This is a genomic window from Bacillus sp. cl96 (assembly GCF_900100505.1).
Taxonomy (GTDB): domain Bacteria; phylum Bacillota; class Bacilli; order Bacillales; family Bacillaceae_G; genus Bacillus_A; species Bacillus_A cereus.
In genome coordinates, this window is the sequence record NZ_FNDM01000005.1 from 26,691 (window position 1) to 47,294 (window position 20,604).

Below are 20,604 nucleotides of genomic sequence, written 5' to 3' on the forward strand. Positions count from 1 at the left end.
ACCGTTAAAATTTCGGCTATATTGTTAATGAGGTGAAATGAATTGAAGCTATTAATAGGAATATTACCAATCGCTCTATCATTCATTTTTTATTTGTCCGCTAAGCAACCAAAAATCTCTATTGTGCTACATATTTCTGCGTACTTGGCACTATATGTACTTGGTACAATTATTTCCATTAATATATACGATGTTTTAATACAAGATTTAGTTTTCATGACGAGCATTCATGGAATTTTACTGAATCCATTTTTCCTTATTGCAGGAGCGTATATAGGAATATACACTTTGTACCTACTTTTGTCTCACATTATTATGAAAATAAAAAATGGAGCGTAATGAAATGCAACCACCATTTATCTGTCATACATGCAAAAAAAGAATTGTGAGAAAGAAAGACCTTATTACAGCCACATGGTACTTCCGCTTTTATTTATTTCACAGTGATTGTTTTAAACGACAGCAAGTATTTATCTCACGATTTCTCCCTGTGAATACACTTTTCAATTTCTTTCTTATTATATATGGACTTATTTTTGGCAGTATTCTTATGATTACAGAACCATCTATTATTTGGCTGACTTTCTTTTTTCCTATTTTTTATCGGTTTCTTTCTTATTATTATGTTGAACGTTTTTTCTCTACATAACGCGCAGACTGACCTCTCGGAATACTTAAACATTCCCACTCATTTTCTTTTAACATCTTCCCAATGTAAATAATCTGACCAATATGCAATGCATAATGAGAAATTTGCCTTTCAATTGCTTGCATGACAGTATGTGCTTCACCGCGAATGTATACCGTCTTCAATAAGTGTTCCGGCGTTAAAGTATTCATCGTATTAAAAACATATTTCCATCCTTCTTGCCAAGCTATAAGGGTTTCTTCTTTTGAATGATAGCATCCTTCAAATTCACCATCTCGATTACGATCTGTTTTTTCACCATCAGACGTTAAAAAATCCGTCCATCTAGAACGCATATTACCGTGCAGATGCTTAATAATAATCGCTATACTATTTGTTTCTTCATGAGAGGACCATTGTATTTGTTCATATGATAATTGAGAAAGTGCCCGTTCCCCTTGTTTCTTTGTTGCTTTAAAGTTCGAAATCGCACATTGCAAATATTCTCGTCCGATATCCATATTAGCCCCTACCTTCACCCTAGCTAATTTTTGTTCCATTTGGCAATTCCATATTAGGCTGAAGTAACACAACATCATCAGCTTCAGGAACACCACCAAGCACAAGCACTTCTGATTTGAATCCAGCTACACGCTTTGGTGGAAAGTTTACAACAGCAACGATTTGTTGACCGATTAAATCTTCTGGAATATACCTTTTCGTAATTTGAGCACTTGACTGCTTTATCCCGATTTCTCCAAAATCTATTGCTAGTTTAATCGCTGGTACTCTCGCTTCTTTAAATTCCTCTGCATGTATTACAGTTCCAATTCTCAAATCCAAATTTAAAAAATCTTCAAAATTAGCCATTTATCATTCCCCCCAATTATTACTTAGACAAAATACAAAAATCCCCTTCAAAAAAAGAAAGGTGCCTAAGCACCTTTCTTTTGTAATTCACTTGATTCATTTGATTTATAGAAGAAGAAACCGAGAATCCCGCCAATACATGATGGAATTAACCATCCGATTCCTTCGTTATATAACGGTAACATTTGTAGTACATTAGAAATCGCGTCAATTTTAATTTTCGCACTTTCTAAACCGTTAAAGAAACTAATTAACAATGCACCTAAAATAGCTCCAATATAAATTGTATTACGCTTCCCAATCCACTTATGGAAATACGAAAGTACGATTAATACAATTGCAACTGGATAAATGATCATTAACACAGGTAATGTTACTGCGATTAATTGTGTTAAACCTAGGTTAGATACAATTAAACTAAATACACATACCATTGTTACAATCGTTTTATGCGAAAGTTTTGGGAATAAGTTTGTAAAGAAACCTGCACACGCAGATGTTAACCCAACAGAAGTTGTTAAACAAGCGAGTATAATAACAAGCCCTAATAAAATTTTACCACTCGTCCCATATAGCTCATTTACAACATTCGTTAAAATAAGGCCACCGTTTTCTGAGATACCAAGTGATGTACTTGTTGAACCAAGATAAGCAAGTGATAAATAAATTAACGTTAAACCAAGTACAGCAATAATACCTGATACTACTGTTATTTTTGCAATTTGACTACTCTCTTTTATCCCTTTAGAGCGGATAACTTGTACAACGACAATTCCGAATACGAGCGCGCTAATTGCATCCATCGTTAAATATCCTTGAATAAATCCACCAAAGAAAGCATTTTCTTTGTAAGCAGCTAACGGCGCAGCTGGCTCTCCAATTGGATCAATAATTGCCTTTCCGACAATAACAGCGACAATTAATACTAATAATGGTGTAAGAAACTTTCCGAACCAATCCACTAATTTAGATGGATTTAATGATAAATACCACGTTATTCCGAAGAAAACTATCGTGAAAAGAAATAGCATGTACCACTCTGAAACCATTGCCTCTGATAAAAACGGCTTCATACCCATTTCAAACGAAACAGCTCCAGTACGAGGAATCGCGAAAAATGGTCCAATTGCTAAATAACTAATCAATGGGAAAATAAACGCAAATATAGGGTGGACTCTAGAAGATAGCGCTTTCAAGTCCCCCTCTACAAACGCGACAGCTGTTACAGCTAGTAGGGGTAATCCGACTCCTGTTACAAGGAATCCTATTGTAGCAATCCAAACATTCTCTCCTGCTTGTTGACCTAAAACTGGCGGAAAAATTAAATTTCCTGCTCCTAAAAATAATGCAAATAGCATTAAACCAATTGCTACCGTATCACCTGGCCTTAAACGTCCCTTCATGCTCTTCATTTGCATAGCACTTTTTCATTGTTTATCTCTATATTTTACAATATGCTATGCATCCTCCTCTCTGCTCAAGATGATAAAATATGCCCCTTACAAAGCAGTGTCTTTCTCCATAATTTCTCCATTCCCCTTATTTTTACTCTAATCATTAATACAATTATTATTTTGAATTTTGATTTTTTTGAATTTTTAAATCATTAGAGTGTTATTACGTGGAGTGTAGATGTCAGACCTCTTTGTTTTTATCACACATATAGTAACATATTTAGTTGCAAAATAAAAACATATTTTCAAATTGATTTTTTTGAAAATCGAAATTATCTACATTTTTTATTCTCTTACACAAATATTGTTACAATCTCACCTATTATTCGATTGTTATTTTCAAATAACTTTATACACGTAACATACAAAAGCCATCTAATATATAATTAGATGGCTTTTGTATGTTACTCTATCGTTTCAACTTCACGTGGATTTTTCATCTCTTCCACATACACAACTCTAAATCCGTGATCTTCTAAATCTTTCAATAATGTCTCTAATTCACCGTCGTTAAACTCTTCTCCTAATGTAAACATAATTCTACGAACTAATAAGGCATCATTATCAAAAGTCATCAAACTTTGAATACCAGTGTATTTCTTTAAAACTGTCGATAATTTTTGGATTGCTCCATTATAGTCTTGCGTTCCAATCATGACAGAGTATTTACTAGAGTGAACGCCCCATGCATCCTCTAATAACTCAAAAACTTTTTTATGCGTTAAAATTCCAAGGAAAACCCCTTTTTCGTCAACTACTGATAAATAAGGCAATTTTTTTATTGTAAAAAATACTTTAAAGAAAGATGAATCTTCTCTCACAAATCCTTCTTTATCGTTTAATAATTGTATTACACTCTCATCAAGTGATCCTTTATATTCTAAAATATCTACTTTATATATATTCCCTAAAAATTTCTCTTTTTTTTCATCTAAAACTGGTACACAACGATACCCCGTTTTATTTAAATGCTCTAACGCTTCCCCAATCGTAATCGAACTTGAGCACAGTAAAACTTCCCTTTTCGGCACGTAATTCCCTTTAATCCTCATAAAAAGCCTCCTTATGTTAAAATACTTTCTGTGCCATAACTATATTATATTTTCAGAAAAAAATAAACGATTTATTTTATTTTTCTGAAAATTATTCATTTTCTTGTCATAATTTATTCATGAATCCTTCACTTGTATATTTTTGCTATCAAATCTTCTCTCTGAATTACTAAATGAAAAATATATTGTAACTTCTTTCAAAAAAAGCTAAAATAAGAATAAGAATTTTCTGAATATTCTAAGAGTAGGTGGTTATATGTCCTTATTACGCTCACATATATGTAAATTTATAATTGGTGTTATTGTTATTTTTGCCATAAGTCCTATTCCAGCTCTTTTTATTACACACAATTACTCTTATCAAAATGGATTTATTAGCATTTTTCAAAACTTCGCACAGCTTTCTTCTATATCAATTCCAAAGGTTGATTGGATGCATGAATCTATCTTTTTCTCAGCAAACCAAATGATACATACTTCTAATCATTCAACACCATTATTCCCTTACATATGGGAAATATATTTTATATCGATTGTTCGTTTTACTTTTACCCTTGCGATCGGATTTTTCATAAGTTTGGGTATCGGCCATTTATTTTTCAAAGTACCTAACTCGTTTAAAAAGTTTACTACTGTATTGAAATGGATACCTTACTCTTTTTGCACTGTAGTATTACAATGTTCAGTCTTATTACTACTTCTATACATCGCACAATTTATAAACCTTCCTTACTACTCATCATTTATCATCGTATGTAGTACTGCCATGATTATCGTTATGCAAGCAGTAAAAAAATGGATTCCTTTCTTAAAAAACACAAATGAATATGAAATAAAACATGATTCTTTTCTTGTGGATACATTGTTTTTGGCGCTTACTTCGAATCATAAATCAATTTTAGGTTCCATTATTCTTTCATTCGTTTTTATGGAATGCGTTTTTCATGCAAATGGACTGTTACAATTTATCGTTCAATTTGGCGGCAATTCACCTATAATTGTTACAATCGGCTTATTACTACTCTATATCCCATATAGCATACTTTCTTTCCTTCAAACACTATGGACCACAAACTACTCCAAGCAACAGTCATACACTTTAACGAGAAGTGTTCCAAAACCTTAATTTAAAATAACCCTCTATAATCTAAAAGTAGGGGGTTATTCCTTTTGTATAGCGGACAAAATAACAGCAAATTCAAAAACTATTACAGAAACATACCAATATTTACCCTTTTCCTTTGACTATTCTTTTCATTTGGATTTATTATAAAAGTATAACATAATTGCAGGAGGTGACATCTTTATTCCAGACCTTGGAATGGAGAACACGCTTGGACATATTAAATATTTTTCTCATCTTTGTACTTATTCTTATTTCTGGCTTTTTCGTTGCATCAGAATTCGCTGTTGTAAAAGTACGAAAAAGTCGAATTGACCAACTTGCAAATGAAGGTAATAAACAAGCTTTAGCTGCAAGAAGCGTCCTATCTAATTTAGATGTTTATTTATCAGCTTGTCAGCTCGGAATTACAATCACTTCTTTAGGGCTTGGTTGGCTTGGTGAACCGACTGTGGAACATATACTACGACCGCTCTTTGAAAAAATTAATATTACTGGAACAATGGCTAACACTTTATCTTTTGTTATTGCTTTTAGTGTTATTACATTTTTCCACGTTGTATTAGGTGAATTAGTTCCAAAGTCTTTCGCAATTCAAAAAGCAGAAGCAATCACACTCAAATTTGCAAGACCGCTTATTTTATTTGATAAAATTATGTATCCATTCATTTGGCTACTCAATAGTACAGCTATATTTTTCACAAAACTACTCGGATTAGAACCTGCGAAGGAAAGTGAACTTGCTCATTCTGAAGAGGAATTGCGACTCATTTTAGGTGAAAGTTTTAAAAGCGGTGAAATAAACCAAACCGAATATAAATATGTAAATAACATTTTTGAATTTGATGATCGAGTTGCGAAAGAAATTATGGTTCCTCGTACCGAAATGATTTGCTTGTCTACTGAAAATACGTTAGAAGAAAATATGGATATCGTCGCTACTGAAAAATATACACGCTATCCAATCATTGAAAAAGATAAAGATGATATCATTGGGATGATCAATACGAAAGAAGTATTCCATGATCAAACGAAAGGTATTTATAAACCACTTGAATCTTATATACATCCTGTTCTAACTGTATTTGAAACAGTTCCAATTCGTAAAACGTTAGTCCACCTTCAAAAAAATCGCGTTCAGATGGCAATCGTTATGGATGAATATGGTGGTACTGCCGGACTTTTAACGATGGAAGATATTCTTGAAGAAATCATTGGAGAAATTCAAGATGAATTCGATGCTGATGAATCACCTATGATTGAAAAGCGTACACCTAAGCTTACTGTTTTAGACGGAAAGGTGCTTATTTCTGAAGTAAATGATATGTTTGGCCTACATATTGATGATAGTGATTTAGATACAATCGGAGGATGGCTTCTCTCTCAAGCAGTTGACTTAAATATTGAAGCTGGCTATTCCATTGAATATGCTGGTTTTCAATTTAAAGTATTAGAACTTGATGGACATCAAGTCAAAAAAGTTGCTGTACATAAACTAGATATTAAAAAGGAGCTATAAAGTGACTGTTTTATTAACAATTTGTATCATTGCCTGTTTCGTTGTTTCATTTCTCGCCTTTATTTATCCAATTATCCCTGGCATACTAGCTGTCTGGGCTGGATATTTGATTTACCATTTCGGTATAAATGGAGGCGAATTAACAACTTCTTTTTGGATTATTCAAGTCATTTTCACTCTTTTCATTTTCGTTGCTGATTTTATTGCAAATGGATATTTCTTAAAAAAATACGGTAGTTCTAAATGGGGTGAACGTGTCGGAATGATTTCTATCATTGTCGGCTCGTTCTTCTTCCCACCATTCGGACTTATTATCATACCGTTCTTATCAGTATTTATAACAGAACTAGTACATAAAAAATCGCCAAAAGATGCTTTTCTAGTTGGAGTCGCTACTGTAGTTGGTTTTTTAAGCAGTACAGTAGCGAAAGCAATTCTCCAAATCATTATGATTATCATCTTCTTGTGTTATATCATCTTTTAACCATCCCGACTTTGGGATGGTTTTTTAATATGCAATACCTACTCGACTATTTTCATATATATTTTTCTTACATAGATCCCATGCAAAGTGTGCTGTATCACCCACTGTAATTTTTGATCCACCCTCTGGCAATATATCTTTTTCAGTTCGATATACCTCTGTCGCCTCACCATCTATTAAATGTGTCGGACAAACAACTGTCCAACATAAATTATTACTATTACTTAGTACCTTATATGCAGCCAAATGATCTTCCGCTGCCGTTGTCGTTTTCCTTTTTGATTCCGTTGATTGAAAACGATATAAATTTAGATCTGTTCTTGCTTGTAAAATACCAGCTGTTCCTATTGTTATGATCCTGCGAATCCCATCTTCTTCCATTTTATTTATAATTTGTGGCATACTCTTCGCTAATGTTCCATTTTGATCCGTTCCAAGTGCACTAATTACTATATCACTTCCTTCTATCGCTTTCTTTATATCATTTTCGTTCAATACATTCCCTTCTATCACTCTTAACCTTTCATGTTGTATTTCTATTCTATTTAAATCACGCGCTAATGCAGTCACTTCAGCTGAATCCTTTAATGCTAAATTAATTATGTTTGAACCTACTCGTCCTGTTGCTCCCAATATACATACTTTCATTTGTTTTCCCCCTCTTTCATTCTCTTTCTATTTTTCAATAATCTCAGTCAATTTACAACAAAAAAACTTCCTCATATATAAGAGGAAGCTTTATTATTACTTTATTTCTTTTCTTTAGAATCAGTAGACTTCTCGGTTCCGCTTGTTTCTTTATCCTTTTTGTCCTCTTGTTGTGTTGTTGTGTCGTCTTCTTTCTTCTTGTCCTCACCTTTACTACAACCTACCATTAATAAAGAACTTGCAAGTGCCATAGCAGTTAATGATTTAACCCATTTGTTCATTTGCGTTTCCTCCTTGTGATAGAATATGTACAACCTCATATTACTCTCTATTTTTAAAGGAGAGATTGAAAAACAGTAAATATACGGTAAATTTTTGTAAATTTTCCGATAACAAAACCGAATTTTAATTTATATATTTCATTTCCAATCGATACACAATAAAACTAGTTTTTTCTCTCAATGGACGTAAAAAAACTAAGGCGCATACCATTTCGCCTTAGTTTCTCATGCAAACTTTTCATTTTCATACAGATGTGTAATCTTATATTCCTTCTTCATAACATATTGCCACACACTATAAGCGTAACGGTTCATTTTCAGGAAACAATTTTCCAAAAATGAGCGAAACTCTGGGTTAGCAACTTCCACTGCAACTTGAGCAAACTTTAAAGCTAATCGTTTCAAATGCGCAATATAACTGGTTGCAATATGAATATCCCCTGTATATTTACTAACTGTTTCCTTTCCCATTTCATGCAAATCAAACTCCATTGTTTCACAGGTTATATGCTGCACATTCTCTCCTTCTTGAAAATTTACTTGTTCATTATATGCTTGTAACATATATGGTAAATGGTGCTGTAATAGATTTTTTAATTCTTCGTCTCTGACCTTTCCAGCATACTCTCCAACCTTGTATATTAGCATATAACTATATTTCATTAATTCTTTCATACAGTCCATTAAAGCGCCTCCCTTCTCTTTTGTCCATATACTATAAATATGATGCTAAAACATTCGCTATTCTCGCTAAAAACCAATCCCATCTACTAATTTTCTCAAAATCTTCTTCAGAAAATCGTTTTGATTTATGAAAGTCTACCTGTAATCGACTCCATACTTCATCAACAACTGTTTTATCATATATGATACAGTTAGACTCACAATTTAAATAAAAACTTCTATTATCAAAATTCGCTGTCCCAATATCAACAATTTCTCCATCAATAATTGTTACTTTCCCATGAAAAAATCCATTTCGATATTGATAAATCTCCGCTCCAGCATGTAACATATCTTTCAAATATGGATAGGCAGCTTGTTTTAACAATATGGCATCACTTTTAAATGGCACGAGAATTTTCACATTAACACCACGATTTAATGCAGCTTTTAACTCTTTCACCATTTCTTTACTTGGTACAAAATATGGTGTAGCGATAATTAAAGACTTTTTAGCCTTTTTTAAAAGTGCCCCATACTTTTCCCATAAGCCTTTTCCATTTGAAAATAAATATTGATATTTCACATTCCCTAATGTAGGTATACTTTCATGTATAGGCATTTTTTCTCCTGTATCTTCTTTCCAATCTTCGGCGAACTTTCTTTCCATATCCGCTGCACCCTCACCATGGATGCGCACGTGATAATCACGCCATGGCCCAAACTTTGGATTTTGTCCAAGGTACTCCTTTCCGATATTAAAACCACCGACGTATGATACCTTTCCATCTATCGTAACAATACGTCTATGATTCCGTTGATGCAAAGAATAGAACACATTTTTCAGTTTCGGTTTTTTACTAAATGTAAACTTCACACCGTTTTCCTTTAATCGGCTAATTACCTTTTTCTTCAGCTTATATCCACCTATCCGATCGACTGACAATTTCACTTCTACTCCGCTAGATGCTTTTTTCTCTAATAACTGTAAAAACTCTTGGCTTATTTCATCTTTTCCTACAATATAAAAATGGATATATATATACTTTTCTGCATCGTTTATATCCTCAAATAATTTTCTATATAACTCTTCACCGTTCGTATATAATTGAAATTCACCTAATCGAACTTGTCCTAATTCATATTCACTAGCCATTTCCTTCCCCATTTCCACATCGATGTTCATCCAAATGAATACACCTATTAAACAAAGGATTATAGCGAAAAAGTGCTTCATGGATAAATTCCTTTCTCCACTTACTGTTATTTCTATATCTTCCCTTTTTTATTACATTATCATTCAAGAAAATATGTCATTGCATGATATATGTCCATATCAAACAATAGCTCATTTGCATATTGTATGTTGTATCTTAAAATAAAAGGAGGAAATAACAATGGGCTTCGCACATGGTAATGGATTTGCGCTATTAGTCGTATTATTTATCCTCTTAATCATCGTCGGTGCTGCTTGCTTCTGCTAAGTAGCTACTGTCATATGATATGTGGATGAAAAAACTATAAAAGCGGACACCTATTTTTAGGTGTCCGCTTTTCATTTTAAAACCATTTCCGACTGCTATAGTAACTTAAATGGCTAAATATTCATCTCAAAAGGTTAACAATGTGGCTACTTTCTTACTCTCTGCCTTACGTATATGACGCTGTTCTGCACGTAACACAGCAATACGATGTAATTCTTTCTCTTCTTCTGTTTCAGGGATAACACGCGGTACTGGAACTGGATTATTTTCCTTACTAAGTGCCACAAAAGTAACGAATGACGTTGCCGCTATACGCTTCTCACCTGAAATTAAATCTTCAGCTACTACCTTCACAAACACTTCCATCGAAGTTCTTCCCGTCCAAATTACGAAAGATTCATAACTAACACAATCTGAAGAACGAACAGGATGTAAGAAATCGACCCAGTCCATAGATGCTGTGACACATTCCTTTCTCGAATGTCTGGATGCTGAAATAGAAGCAACCATATCCATCTCCGCTAATATCTTCCCACCAAATAGCGTGTTATGATCATTTAAATCTGTTGGGAATACTCGGCTCGTTTTGAACACCCTTGACTCATTGGCTGTTTTCCCCTTTACTTCTGTCATTGTTATCACCCCTTTAATGATTTATCCCTAATATTTCAATAATCACTATACTAAATGAACTACACGTTTAATATTAACAACATTCAGAACTTTTAGTCCACAAAAAAGAACCGATTTTATCAATCGGCTCCTCTAAATACATATTGTTCTTTCGGCTGTTCAACTTTATTCCATTTTGTTACTTCTAATACAGGAATATTCGCATGAAACGGCTGATAAAACTCAGTAGTTATCTCTCCTTCTACTTGAATCCAGTCATCATTATTCCACTCTACGCCTTCTGGCTTTTTCACTAACATACCATACACACCAGAATCTGCTACGCAATGTATAATACCGAAACGGAATAAGAAGTATTGTTCTTTTTTAGAAGAATCATCCCTAAAAACAAACCCTTTAAAAGATAATTTTTTCCCAGTAAACTCGCCAGGATAATTATAAATTGTTTCCATACCCTTTAGGAAGTCTTCATCTTTCAAATTAATATTGTCTTTCGTAACAAACTCTTTCTTCCCTTTTTCCATTACACCACGGTATCCTTCTTTCCCGTAATAAATGCTCGTATCAGGTCTTAGAAATTGTCTTGTCATAAATGGATCCTTACTTTCTGCTTGTGCAACAGGAAAGTGAAATCCTTTCGCTTTAACAATATCCGAATCTAACGTCGCAATTGGGAAAAATAACCCTGAGATAATTGGAAAACAAAACAAGGAGTACGAAAATGCTTTTTTCCACCATGTATTCTCATCTTTTGAATGATCATGCCCGCAATGGCTATGGTCACAACTGCAATCATTTTTCTCTTTTTCCTTTTGGTGCTCTTTTTGGAAAACGACGATAATTTGTATAATCGTTAAGAAACCTAAAATAATTGCTGCTGTTGTTGATAAATAGGCATACTTCATATTGATATACTTCGTAATGTTACCGGAAATATGAAGCTGCGCAATTAATATTGTAAAACCTAATAATATATATGCTCGAAACATAACCTACCACCCCATCGCATAAATGAGTAGTGAGCTTGCATAAACAACAAGAGTAACTGTAACTATAACAACAATTACAAATTTAGTTTTAAATGTCGCAAGCATCATAAACATATTTTTAATATCCACCATCGGTCCGTAAACGAGGAACGCGACAAGTGAAGCTGTTGAAAACGTACTTTGGAACGAAGAAGCGATAAATGCATCTGCCTCTGAACAAAGTGATAATATATAAGCAAGTCCCATCATAACAGCTGATGAAGAAAACGGACCTTGTCCAATAGCAAGAAGTGTTGAAGTTTGTACAAACGTTTGTACCGCTGCTGCAATTAACGCACCTAGTACTAAATATTTTCCCATTGAGAAGAATTCCTCAACAGCGTGTGTACATACATCCCACATTTTTTTACGCAGTGGACGCTTATTATTCACTTCTGGGAAGTGATCATCTCTTAATTGATGTTCTTTAAACATAAAGGATAATATAATTCCAACGATAATGGCTACGATAATCGCTACAATAGAACGATACCATACCATGTGCATACTACTCCCAAAGGCAACATAAGTAGCAAATAATACAACTGGATTAATAATAGGTCCAGTTAACATAAATGCAATCCCTGCGTATGGTGGAACGCCTTTTCCAATTAATCGTCTTACAATCGGAACAATTCCACATTCACAACCTGGAAACAACATACCTAAAAAAGTAGCTAATAAAACAGACAGAAATCGGTTCTTCGGCATCCATTTTGCCACCATATCTTCTGTCACGAACATTTGAATGAATCCTGAAATAAATACACCAATGAGCACGAAAGGAAGTGCTTCGATCAATATGGAGATAAAAATTGTATTCATTTGCAGGAATGCTTTCGGTAATTGAAACAATTCCATGATGTATTTCCTCCAACTTTTCATTAACAATATGTAATTTTAACCCCATTTCATTAATTGAACAAGGTTTATATAGCATACATACCCTTTATATACATTACATTGTACAAGTTATATTCTATTCAAAATTTGAGATTTCATAGCAAAAAAGCTGCTCTAGCGTAGTTATATAACTATGCTAGAGCAGCTTTCTTATCGTTAAAAGTAACGTTTCTTCCAAAAAACAAAAGCTAACGTGAAAGATAGTGTTACACATATGATGAGTACAATTACAAAACCGTGGGCTTCCCCTTCAAACGGAACCTTTACGTTCATTCCAAAGAAACTAGAAACCATCGTCGGTAAAGATAAAATGATCGTAATTGACGTTAACAGTTTCATAACACTATTTAAATTATTTGATATAACGGAGCTAAAAGTATTCATCATTCCACTTAAAATGTGACTATATATTTCCGCCATTTCAATAGCCTGTTTATTTTCAATTAATACATCTTCTAATAAATCTTGATCGTCTTCATACATTTTTAAAAATGTACTATTACGCATTAACTTTTGAATTACAATTTTATTAGCCTTTAATGACGTTGTAAAGTATACTAAACTTTTCTCAAGGCCTAACAATGTGAAAATCTCTTTATTTTTCATTGACTGATTTAATTGATGCTCTAAATCAATTGTTTTTCGATTTATTTGCTTTAAGTATCTTAAATAATAAGTAGAAATCGTATATAAGAGCTGAAGTGCAAAGCGCGTCTTCTTAAACGTATAAAATTCTTTAATACGTTGATTAATAAAACGTTCAAAAATTGGATTCTCTTCTAAGCAGATTGTAACAAAACAATCCGGCATCACAATCATACCTATTGGAATCGTGTCATAAATCGAATTTCCTTCTTCATCATGTCTAACTGTCGGAATATCCACGATAATTAAAGTATTATTGTCTTCCTTTTCAATACGAGAGCGTTCTTCATCATCCAAAGGGTCTTTAATGAAATCTAAGTCTACATTTAAAGTTTGTACTAGATATTGAATTTCTTCTTCTGTTGGATGAAGTACATTAATCCAGCACCCCTTTTGCATTTCCTCAATCTCTTGTAGTTTTCCGTTTCGGTCTGTTAAATATATATTTAACATACTATCACCCCGATTCTTTTTACATGTAGGAATCTACCTCTCTTAAATCACAGTTTTTAAACCGCCATTCTCAGCATATGAAACATACGTTTAAATTTCAATAGAAAAATTATTTTGAAAACGTTTTTATAAGAAAAATATTATAAAGTGAAACTTTAATCAGTGGAGGGCTTCATCCTCACTAATTATTAGCCCTTACAAATCGGGCTTTTACGAGTTATCCGCCCCCAACCAAACTTCTTTTCTTTCGCTGAATTGTGCGGTGAGGGTCTCACTGCCCGTTAAAGCGGGATAAACATAGAAAAAGACAGAGTGCTCTCTGCCTTAAAAGCTTATGTTGCCTTTATAACATATTTAGAAAGCATCCACAAGTTAAACCCGACTGAAATCGTATAGCCCGCGTATGTTGAAATGATAAAACTTACATAATCGAAATACGGAAGCAATACAATATTTAAAACTATCTTCACAATAATTCCAATCACTAGTCCTAGCACCGTCTTCTGCTGTTGATTGATTCCTTGTAGCATAGCAGCCGTTACTGTAAAAAGAGAAAATAGTATGCAAGCAGGAGCATAATACTGTAAAATGATTCTCCCCATTTCTGGATCATTTCCAGCACCGAATAAAAGAGTATATACAGGTTTGGCTAACACCATCATTCCAATTGCCGCCGGTACCGTAATTGCTACTACTAATACATTTGTTCTCGTAAAATGTTTGTACAATAGCTTCGTATTTCCTGCTGTGTAAGCTTTCGTCATCTCTGGTACGAGAGACATACTAAAAGCTGTCGCAACGGATACCGGGATAAGTACAACCATTTGAACAAGACCAATTATCGCATTAATTTTTTCCGCTTCTCCTTGCATATACCCTATTTGTATAAGTAGTTTATTAATTGTAAATGTATCAATCGTCTGATACAACGGAATTGCTAAGCCCACCACAACAAAAGGAATAGAATATGTAAAGAGCTCCTTATACAATGAGAAAAAAGATTTCGTTGTTTGTGGTATACTTTCCATCTCTTTTTTCTTTAAGTGCCTTCTCCTTCTTATATAATACGCACTTAAAACAGTTAATCCACCTACAGCTCCCATAAATGCACCGAACGTTGAAATACCAACCGCTAGCGAAACAGAAGCTTTTAAAACATATAAAACGACAAAGCTTCCTATTAAAATGGTTAAAACCCGAAAAAATTGCTCTACAACTACACTTAATGCAGAAGGCCCCATCGATTGGAATCCTTGAAAGAAGCCCCTTAATAAACTCATTACTGGCACAAGTATTAACGCAAAACTTACAATTCGAATATTAGTAGTAACCGCTCCTACACTATTCCCCGTTTGATCATTCCCATCGATGACAAGTTTAGCTAAATGCGGAGCTAGCATATATAACGTAAAACACGAAATGACTCCCATTATAAACATAAACACGATTCCACTTTTCAACACTCTCTTAACCGTATGATAATCATTCAGTTGATCATATTTTGATACCATCTTTGAAACAGCTAGCGGTAATCCCATTGTTGCTATACTGAGCATGATGGTATAAGGACGATATGCATATGTGTATAGAACGTAACCACTCGTACCGACCATCGCTGTAAATGGTATAACATATATAAACCCTAACATTTTTGATATCATCGTTGCCATCGTTAAAAATATCGTTCCACGTATAAACGGTGACCCTTTCATCACATTCCTCCGCTACGCTTTATTATTACACATTATGGACAACTCCTTTTCTTTAGAACCGAAACAAACAAAAAAAGCCAATGAAAAATCATTGACTTTAACGCGCTGCTTTTTTCTTTTTGAAATATTTCAAACCAAAGTATAGAGCAATAAAAAGAACAGCTCCTATAATTATGTAATGTGTGTAATCAGATGCATACTCTTTAATTTGTCGCCAATTCCCACCAAGTTTTTCACCTAAGTATATAAATAGAATTGACCATGGAATGATCGCTACAACCGTATAAAGTGTAAATAGTTTTAATGGCATCTTAGCTAGTCCTGCTGGAATAGAGATCGCATGACGTACTACTGGGATAAAGCGCGCAGAAAATATTACGCCTGCTCCATAACGCTTAAACCAACCTTCCGCTATGTCTAAATGATGTTTATTAATAAGTAGATATTTCCCATATTTCTCTACAACCGGACGCCCTCCGTAGTATCCAAGCCAGTATAAAAAGATTTGCGCTAAAGTACCACCAATCGTTCCGGCGATAACTGCACCCACAAAACTAATTTTACCATTCGCTACTAAAAAGCCAGCATACGAAAGTACAATTTCACTCGGGATTACTTCAATCATTAAAGCAAGAGCTACTCCAAAGTAACCTAAGCTTGCAAAAAATTGCAATAACTGATCTATTATGTTTGCTAACATGTTCTTTTTTATCTCCTTTTTTCTTCACATACCATCCCATTATTACATAAAGGCTGCAATCTGCCAATATCTTCATTTTAATAATATGTACAATTCAAGCAGGATTAATCTATTAATTTCTCTTTCTGCGGGTCTTTCATGTAGGCAAACATCTCTTTAATTTGGTCTTCTGTATTTCTAGCAATTGATAAATTAGGCAATTCATTTTCACCAAAAAACTCCACCTCTTCTGTTTCAATACTAGTTTTCTTTTCTCCACCAATAATCTCGCATCCAATGAAAATCTTATATACATGCGTCGCCGATGGAGATGGTTGATGTTTTTCTTTATCAAATATAGCTAGTAACTTAAAATGATCTACCTCATAACCAGTCTCTTCGAAAACTTCTTTTGCTGCAACTTCGGTTGGCGTGTAACCGACATCAGCCCATCCACCTGGCAATGCCCATTTCCCATCGCTTTTTTCTTTCACAAATAATAACTTTTCATTTTGAAAAACAACCGCTCTTATATCAACTTTAGGTGTTTGATAGCCTGTCTCACTTGCAAATAATTTCTCTACGACTTCCCAATCTGTTTTCGTGTAATGTGACATCATTGAAATAGAAATATCTCGTAATTGCTGGAAACGCTCAATATCATACACATCCTTAGAATACGTTAAACCCGCTTGAGCTATAGATTGTATTTGTTTTACCCAATCAATCCATTTAATCGTCATATATCCGCATCCCCATTCTCTATCAAATATATTACTTCATTTTTATTGATACATCTTTATTATACAAAAAAAAGAGATTGATAACGTTTCAATCTCTTTCAAAATTAATCTAATTCATGTAAGTGGTCTTGTATATACTTTCTTCTTTTATTTATATATTCATAAATCATATCAGCCTCTTGATCAAATGTTTCTAATTTTTCTTTCATGTATGGATCTTGTAGTAAATATGGGCGAATCAATTCACACAACCCTTCTACTTTCGGCCTCATAAACGAAACTGTGAATTGATTTTCTAATATTTCTTCCAAAATACTTCGATACTGCTTTCTAAATACAGGTATGTCTAGCAATCTTGCACTTAACGTATTATACCCTTGAATGCGAATATATTCATGATTAAGTGGTCTCCCTTGTACATCTCGCCCCCAAGTCGCATCATAATCCCACGGTATAACTTCAAATAAATTTGTTTCATCGTTATGATATAGTGCATAGTTATGAACGAAACCATCAAAGTTTTGCGTAAAAATAACTCCTGCTAACCATCGTAAATATTTATCTACATGTAGAAACTTCCCAATTTCTTTTTCATAGGCTTCCCTCGTCAAAGTATTCGCTTGAAATACAAATTCACTCAGTTGTTCTTCACTATTTTTATTCGAATATTTAAATTCATAACCCGCAAAGAGCTCTGTCTTAACATCTTTATCCCGTTCACTCATCAATGAAAAATTCGCATCATCATCTATCGCATAATAAATAGAACCACTCGGTAATCCTCTATTTTTCAAAAAATTTTCATCAACCGATTCTAACTGTAAATACACACCTTGAATTTGACCATTAATTTTTATAAATACATGTTGTGATTTTGGCGAAAGTACACCAATATCATGAAAAAAATCTAAAGATAATTTATTTCGTATGAGAGACGGATCCATAAACTCCGAATTCAAATGAAACTCTTTCGCACCTTGAAATTTTTTAGGCTTATAAAACATAACATGATAAGACTTTTTCTCAAATTCGCGAATATGAGCTCCTCGGTATACGATATCAATATCATACTTCTTTTTTCCATAAGTTAATTTTGCTGGCACTGGACTATCTGACCAAATGTCCTTTTTCAATTCCACTAAGTACATTGGATGAACAAAAAAATCATATGAAGGCAGCATGTTTTCTCATCCCTTCTCAGTTCTCTTCATTCAATGTATGCGCCTTGTCTTGTCCATACATCCGCAATCATCTATTTATATAAAATTACACTCTTGTCCTGTTCAGAAAGATGCCTACATACATATCATGTTAAGGAAAAAGAATACCTTTTCACTTTAATACATGATAAGGAGGATTTCTATGAAACGTGATATTAGAAAAGCTGTTGAAGAAATCAAAAGTGCTGGGATGGAGGATTTCTTACACCAAGATCCAAGTACTTTTGAATGCGATGATGATTGCTCTTCAAAAGTTGAATGTAGCGATGATTGTAATTGCCCAAGAACAAGATGTACTCGTGTGAAACATTGTACTTTCGTTACAAAATGTACTCATGTAAAAAAATGGACATTTGTTACGAAATGTACTCGCGTACGCGTTCAAAAATGGACGTTCGTTACGAAAGTAACGCGTAGAAAAGAATGCGTTTTAGTTACAAAACGTACGCGTAGAAAACATTGTACATTCGTTACAAAATGTGTACGCTTTGAAAAGAAATTTTACTGGACTAAACGATGTTACTGTAAAAAATGCGAGTTCTTCCCTCACGGACACGGTGGCTCTTGCGATGATTCATGTGATCATGGTAAAGACTGTCACGATAGCGGACACAAATGGAATGATTGCAAAGGCGGACATAAATTCCCATCTTGCAAAAATAAGAAATTTGATCACTTCTGGTATAAAAAACGTAACTGCTAGTTTTTATACCACCCAAAAAAGGCCGTTTTGCGGCCTTTTTTACATTTATTGAAAGTGACTTATATCTGCAAATTGTTTCACTTTACCAATACCCTCTTCAAATTCTATTATGCTCAAACTGGCACTATGCATAAATGGATCATCCCACACATTTTCTATTTCAATTCCCGCGAAATGCCCTACAAGTAATTTTGCTGCTGCCGCATGAGAAACAATCAATATGTTTTGTCCTTTATGCTTCTCTAAAAGAAGCTGCATCCCTTCAATTACTCTTTCATAAACGGCCTCAAAATTTTCGCCTGATGTTGACTGAAAAAGATGTGGCTCATTCCAAAACAGATGTACTTCTTCTGGAAATTGCTTTTCTATATCCGCGATTGTTTGTCCTTCCCATATACCCATGTTGATTTCATAGAAATGCTCATCCGCTATAATGGGTATATCACGTTCCCCCTTTATTAACTCTGCCGTATGAAGTGTTCTTTCGCTCGGACTACTATAGATCGCATGGATTGGTAAATCTTTCATTCGATTCCCTAATTGTTTCGCCTGAACTATACCATTTTCAGTTAAAGCAGAATTTTTCCGTCCCTGCATTCGCTTCGCTACATTCCACTCTGTTTCACCATGCCTTGTTACATATATAGTTGTTTTCATTTCTTACTCCTCCTCACCATGTTGGTCGTAATTCCCACGGTTCAACTCTCCCTACAATCCACTCCGCTCGTTTACTTTCAATCCCTTTTATAACTCCATCAGCTATCTCTTCATGAGTAAGCCATCTTCCATATGTATCTTCTAAAATAAAACCTAAAATAATTCTATGATAAATACATCGCGTACTCCCTATTTTTTGTGCAGGCATACGTGATGCTTTACTACCTAAAATATGAAATAAACTATATGTTTTAGACGACAAATCTAGTTCTTTACAAATATTTGATAGTACATGCTTTGCACTTGTGTGTACCCATGCAACAACTAATGTGATTGGGCCATTTTTCTCAATTGTACTTTTAATAGCTAGCTTTACATCTTCATCATTATGATAATCTAACGAAAGGCATGTAATATTTTCTGGTGCAGAACTCATTCGCTTAACATTTTCTAATTTCACTTCATCTCGCCCGATAATAGAAACATAAAATCCTTTCTCACAAAGCCACATAGAAACTTTCTTTAGCATTCCTGTTCCACCAATTACAAGTGCATGCAAATGCTATCCCTCCCTAATAAAATGTCATATGAGGTTTCTCATCTCTATAATAATTTAAACGGTCTTGCAGTGTCCCTGAGTGAAACTCAAATTTATGACCGTCAGGATCAACAAAGTATATAGATTCGCAATCTCTTACATCACGTTCTCTTCCTTGTAAAATATGAACATCATTTTCTTCTAATCGCTGTATTAGACATTTAAAGTCTTCTTTTTCAACAGAAAATGCAATGTGCGTATAAGATTGATGAATCTCATTTCTCGGAATATGCGTCTCTTCATTAAGCGCTATCCATACTCCACATATGTTAAAATAAGCCAATTTTCTTCCTTTAACTAATAATTCTCCTTCTAATACTTTTTCATAAAACATAATAGAGTTTTCTAAATTAGATACCGAAAAACAAATATGATTGATTCCCCTTAACAACTATAATTCCTCCTTATACAAATAAAAGATGAG

Annotated in this window: 26 protein-coding genes; 7 read left to right on the plus strand and 19 right to left on the minus strand. The window is 33.9% G+C overall.

Translation table 11 applies throughout. The features are described from left to right. Positions 1-42 precede the first annotated feature (42 nt). Entirely contained in the window at positions 43-339 is a 297-nt protein-coding gene (locus BLT20_RS12655; RefSeq protein ID WP_000770737.1) for a hypothetical protein, read from the plus strand. Positions 340-343: 4 nt separating this feature from the next. Continuing rightward, on the plus strand, positions 344-649 hold the full coding sequence (locus BLT20_RS12660) for a hypothetical protein (RefSeq protein ID WP_002164560.1): 306 nt from the start codon (positions 344-346) through the stop codon (positions 647-649). On the opposite strand, the gene BLT20_RS12665 is transcribed toward BLT20_RS12660, so the two are convergent. From BLT20_RS12665 to cbpA, 4 genes are all read right to left on the minus strand, one after another. After that, a complete protein-coding gene (locus BLT20_RS12665) occupies positions 622-1,188 on the minus strand; it encodes a DUF1572 domain-containing protein (RefSeq protein WP_000435830.1) in 567 nt (188 codons plus the stop codon). The genes BLT20_RS12660 and BLT20_RS12665 overlap by 28 nt on opposite strands. After that, positions 1,169-1,498 carry a chaperone CsaA gene (csaA, locus tag BLT20_RS12670; protein WP_001263013.1) on the minus strand — a complete coding sequence of 110 codons (330 nt, stop codon included), beginning with the start codon at positions 1,496-1,498 and terminating at the stop codon, positions 1,169-1,171. The genes BLT20_RS12665 and csaA overlap by 20 nt, the downstream gene beginning before the upstream one ends. Positions 1,499-1,563: 65 nt before the next feature. Further along, entirely contained in the window at positions 1,564-2,916 is a 1,353-nt protein-coding gene (brnQ, locus tag BLT20_RS12675) for a branched-chain amino acid transport system II carrier protein BrnQ4 (protein ID WP_001999653.1), read from the minus strand. Positions 2,917-3,356: 440 nt separating this feature from the next. Continuing rightward, complete coding sequence (gene cbpA, locus BLT20_RS12680) at positions 3,357-4,004, minus strand: cyclic di-AMP binding protein CbpA (RefSeq protein WP_001220526.1); 648 nt, start codon at positions 4,002-4,004, stop codon at positions 3,357-3,359. A gap of 256 nt (positions 4,005-4,260) precedes the next feature. On the opposite strand from cbpA, the gene BLT20_RS12685 reads away from it, so the two are divergent. From BLT20_RS12685 to BLT20_RS12695, 3 genes are all read left to right on the plus strand, one after another. Continuing rightward, positions 4,261-5,130, plus strand: a complete 870-nt coding sequence (locus tag BLT20_RS12685; protein WP_000055267.1) for a hypothetical protein — start codon at positions 4,261-4,263, stop codon at positions 5,128-5,130. A 208-nt stretch (positions 5,131-5,338) separates the two neighbouring features. Further along, positions 5,339-6,646, plus strand: coding sequence for a hemolysin family protein (locus BLT20_RS12690; RefSeq protein ID WP_000353738.1), 1,308 nt, complete (start codon positions 5,339-5,341; stop codon positions 6,644-6,646). 1 nt (position 6,647) lies between these two features. Further along, a complete protein-coding gene (locus BLT20_RS12695) occupies positions 6,648-7,130 on the plus strand; it encodes a DUF456 domain-containing protein (protein WP_000217339.1) in 483 nt (160 codons plus the stop codon). A gap of 24 nt (positions 7,131-7,154) precedes the next feature. Here BLT20_RS12695 and BLT20_RS12700 read toward each other — a convergent pair whose 3' ends face one another. The 4 genes from BLT20_RS12700 to cls form a co-directional block, all read right to left on the minus strand. Next, a complete protein-coding gene (locus tag BLT20_RS12700; protein WP_000861651.1) occupies positions 7,155-7,778 on the minus strand; it encodes an NAD(P)-dependent oxidoreductase in 624 nt (207 codons plus the stop codon). A 101-nt stretch (positions 7,779-7,879) separates the two neighbouring features. After that, on the minus strand, positions 7,880-8,059 hold the full coding sequence (locus BLT20_RS12705; protein WP_001045960.1) for a hypothetical protein: 180 nt from the start codon (positions 8,057-8,059) through the stop codon (positions 7,880-7,882). Positions 8,060-8,284: 225 nt separating this feature from the next. Then, on the minus strand, positions 8,285-8,743 hold the full coding sequence (locus BLT20_RS12710) for a spore coat protein (RefSeq protein WP_000340527.1): 459 nt from the start codon (positions 8,741-8,743) through the stop codon (positions 8,285-8,287). Between the two features lie 31 nt (positions 8,744-8,774). Next, complete coding sequence (gene cls / locus BLT20_RS12715; protein WP_002023919.1) at positions 8,775-9,959, minus strand: cardiolipin synthase; 1,185 nt, start codon at positions 9,957-9,959, stop codon at positions 8,775-8,777. Between the two features lie 160 nt (positions 9,960-10,119). Between cls and BLT20_RS12720 the strand changes: the two genes are divergently transcribed. After that, a complete protein-coding gene (locus BLT20_RS12720; RefSeq protein WP_000505094.1) occupies positions 10,120-10,206 on the plus strand; it encodes a YjcZ family sporulation protein in 87 nt (28 codons plus the stop codon). A gap of 126 nt (positions 10,207-10,332) precedes the next feature. Here BLT20_RS12720 and BLT20_RS12725 read toward each other — a convergent pair whose 3' ends face one another. The 8 genes from BLT20_RS12725 to cotH form a co-directional block, all read right to left on the minus strand. Continuing rightward, positions 10,333-10,839 (minus strand): acyl-CoA thioesterase, encoded by a 507-nt coding sequence (locus BLT20_RS12725; RefSeq protein WP_000141164.1) that lies wholly within the window; start codon positions 10,837-10,839, stop codon positions 10,333-10,335. A gap of 119 nt (positions 10,840-10,958) precedes the next feature. Next, positions 10,959-11,828, minus strand: coding sequence for a TIGR03943 family putative permease subunit (locus BLT20_RS12730; protein WP_000488043.1), 870 nt, complete (start codon positions 11,826-11,828; stop codon positions 10,959-10,961). Positions 11,829-11,831: 3 nt separating this feature from the next. Then, a complete protein-coding gene (locus tag BLT20_RS12735; protein WP_000418716.1) occupies positions 11,832-12,728 on the minus strand; it encodes a permease in 897 nt (298 codons plus the stop codon). 198 nt (positions 12,729-12,926) lie between these two features. Beyond that, positions 12,927-13,868, minus strand: coding sequence for a magnesium transporter CorA family protein (locus BLT20_RS12740; RefSeq protein WP_000932389.1), 942 nt, complete (start codon positions 13,866-13,868; stop codon positions 12,927-12,929). A gap of 332 nt (positions 13,869-14,200) precedes the next feature. Then, entirely contained in the window at positions 14,201-15,580 is a 1,380-nt protein-coding gene (locus BLT20_RS12745) for a putative polysaccharide biosynthesis protein (RefSeq protein WP_000678845.1), read from the minus strand. A 97-nt stretch (positions 15,581-15,677) separates the two neighbouring features. Continuing rightward, on the minus strand, positions 15,678-16,280 hold the full coding sequence (locus tag BLT20_RS12750; protein WP_000880691.1) for an undecaprenyl phosphate transporter UptA: 603 nt from the start codon (positions 16,278-16,280) through the stop codon (positions 15,678-15,680). 104 nt (positions 16,281-16,384) lie between these two features. Further along, on the minus strand, positions 16,385-17,002 hold the full coding sequence (locus BLT20_RS12755) for an NUDIX hydrolase N-terminal domain-containing protein (RefSeq protein WP_000153584.1): 618 nt from the start codon (positions 17,000-17,002) through the stop codon (positions 16,385-16,387). A gap of 104 nt (positions 17,003-17,106) precedes the next feature. Further along, on the minus strand, positions 17,107-18,183 hold the full coding sequence (cotH, locus tag BLT20_RS12760) for a spore coat protein CotH (RefSeq protein ID WP_000938001.1): 1,077 nt from the start codon (positions 18,181-18,183) through the stop codon (positions 17,107-17,109). A 181-nt stretch (positions 18,184-18,364) separates the two neighbouring features. On the opposite strand from cotH, the gene exsB reads away from it, so the two are divergent. Beyond that, on the plus strand, positions 18,365-18,925 hold the full coding sequence (exsB, locus tag BLT20_RS12765) for an exosporium protein ExsB (protein ID WP_000817482.1): 561 nt from the start codon (positions 18,365-18,367) through the stop codon (positions 18,923-18,925). Between the two features lie 45 nt (positions 18,926-18,970). Here exsB and BLT20_RS12770 read toward each other — a convergent pair whose 3' ends face one another. From BLT20_RS12770 to BLT20_RS12780, 3 genes are read right to left on the minus strand one after another with little or no spacing between them, the layout of a single operon-like run. Further along, complete coding sequence (locus tag BLT20_RS12770; RefSeq protein ID WP_000858827.1) at positions 18,971-19,582, minus strand: phosphoserine phosphatase 1; 612 nt, start codon at positions 19,580-19,582, stop codon at positions 18,971-18,973. 13 nt (positions 19,583-19,595) lie between these two features. After that, positions 19,596-20,141, minus strand: a complete 546-nt coding sequence (locus BLT20_RS12775; protein ID WP_000543113.1) for a short-chain dehydrogenase — start codon at positions 20,139-20,141, stop codon at positions 19,596-19,598. A gap of 13 nt (positions 20,142-20,154) precedes the next feature. Next, entirely contained in the window at positions 20,155-20,571 is a 417-nt protein-coding gene (locus tag BLT20_RS12780; protein ID WP_000943763.1) for a fosfomycin resistance bacillithiol transferase FosBx1, read from the minus strand. Positions 20,572-20,604: the final 33 nt, after the last annotated feature.

Bases quoted from the DNA above. Each gene is read 5' to 3' on its own strand.
- BLT20_RS12660 (WP_002164560.1), top strand. From the start codon at position 344: ATGCAACCACCATTTATCTGTCATACATGCAAAAAAAGAATTGTGAGA.
- BLT20_RS12665 (WP_000435830.1), bottom strand. From the start codon at position 1,188: ATGGAACAAAAATTAGCTAGGGTGAAGGTAGGGGCTAATATGGATATC.
- csaA (WP_001263013.1), bottom strand. From the start codon at position 1,498: ATGGCTAATTTTGAAGATTTTTTAAATTTGGATTTGAGAATTGGAACT.
- brnQ (WP_001999653.1), bottom strand. From the start codon at position 2,916: ATGCAAATGAAGAGCATGAAGGGACGTTTAAGGCCAGGTGATACGGTA.
- cbpA (WP_001220526.1), bottom strand. From the start codon at position 4,004: ATGAGGATTAAAGGGAATTACGTGCCGAAAAGGGAAGTTTTACTGTGC.
- BLT20_RS12685 (WP_000055267.1), top strand. From the start codon at position 4,261: ATGTCCTTATTACGCTCACATATATGTAAATTTATAATTGGTGTTATT.
- BLT20_RS12700 (WP_000861651.1), bottom strand. From the start codon at position 7,778: ATGAAAGTATGTATATTGGGAGCAACAGGACGAGTAGGTTCAAACATA.
- BLT20_RS12705 (WP_001045960.1), bottom strand. From the start codon at position 8,059: ATGAACAAATGGGTTAAATCATTAACTGCTATGGCACTTGCAAGTTCT.
- BLT20_RS12710 (WP_000340527.1), bottom strand. From the start codon at position 8,743: ATGGACTGTATGAAAGAATTAATGAAATATAGTTATATGCTAATATAC.
- cls (WP_002023919.1), bottom strand. From the start codon at position 9,959: ATGAAGCACTTTTTCGCTATAATCCTTTGTTTAATAGGTGTATTCATT.
- BLT20_RS12720 (WP_000505094.1), top strand. From the start codon at position 10,120: ATGGGCTTCGCACATGGTAATGGATTTGCGCTATTAGTCGTATTATTT.
- BLT20_RS12725 (WP_000141164.1), bottom strand. From the start codon at position 10,839: ATGACAGAAGTAAAGGGGAAAACAGCCAATGAGTCAAGGGTGTTCAAA.
- BLT20_RS12730 (WP_000488043.1), bottom strand. From the start codon at position 11,828: ATGTTTCGAGCATATATATTATTAGGTTTTACAATATTAATTGCGCAG.
- BLT20_RS12735 (WP_000418716.1), bottom strand. From the start codon at position 12,728: ATGGAATTGTTTCAATTACCGAAAGCATTCCTGCAAATGAATACAATT.
- BLT20_RS12740 (WP_000932389.1), bottom strand. From the start codon at position 13,868: ATGTTAAATATATATTTAACAGACCGAAACGGAAAACTACAAGAGATT.
- BLT20_RS12745 (WP_000678845.1), bottom strand. From the start codon at position 15,580: ATGAAAGGGTCACCGTTTATACGTGGAACGATATTTTTAACGATGGCA.
- BLT20_RS12750 (WP_000880691.1), bottom strand. From the start codon at position 16,280: ATGTTAGCAAACATAATAGATCAGTTATTGCAATTTTTTGCAAGCTTA.
- BLT20_RS12755 (WP_000153584.1), bottom strand. From the start codon at position 17,002: ATGACGATTAAATGGATTGATTGGGTAAAACAAATACAATCTATAGCT.
- cotH (WP_000938001.1), bottom strand. From the start codon at position 18,183: ATGCTGCCTTCATATGATTTTTTTGTTCATCCAATGTACTTAGTGGAA.
- exsB (WP_000817482.1), top strand. From the start codon at position 18,365: ATGAAACGTGATATTAGAAAAGCTGTTGAAGAAATCAAAAGTGCTGGG.
- BLT20_RS12770 (WP_000858827.1), bottom strand. From the start codon at position 19,582: ATGAAAACAACTATATATGTAACAAGGCATGGTGAAACAGAGTGGAAT.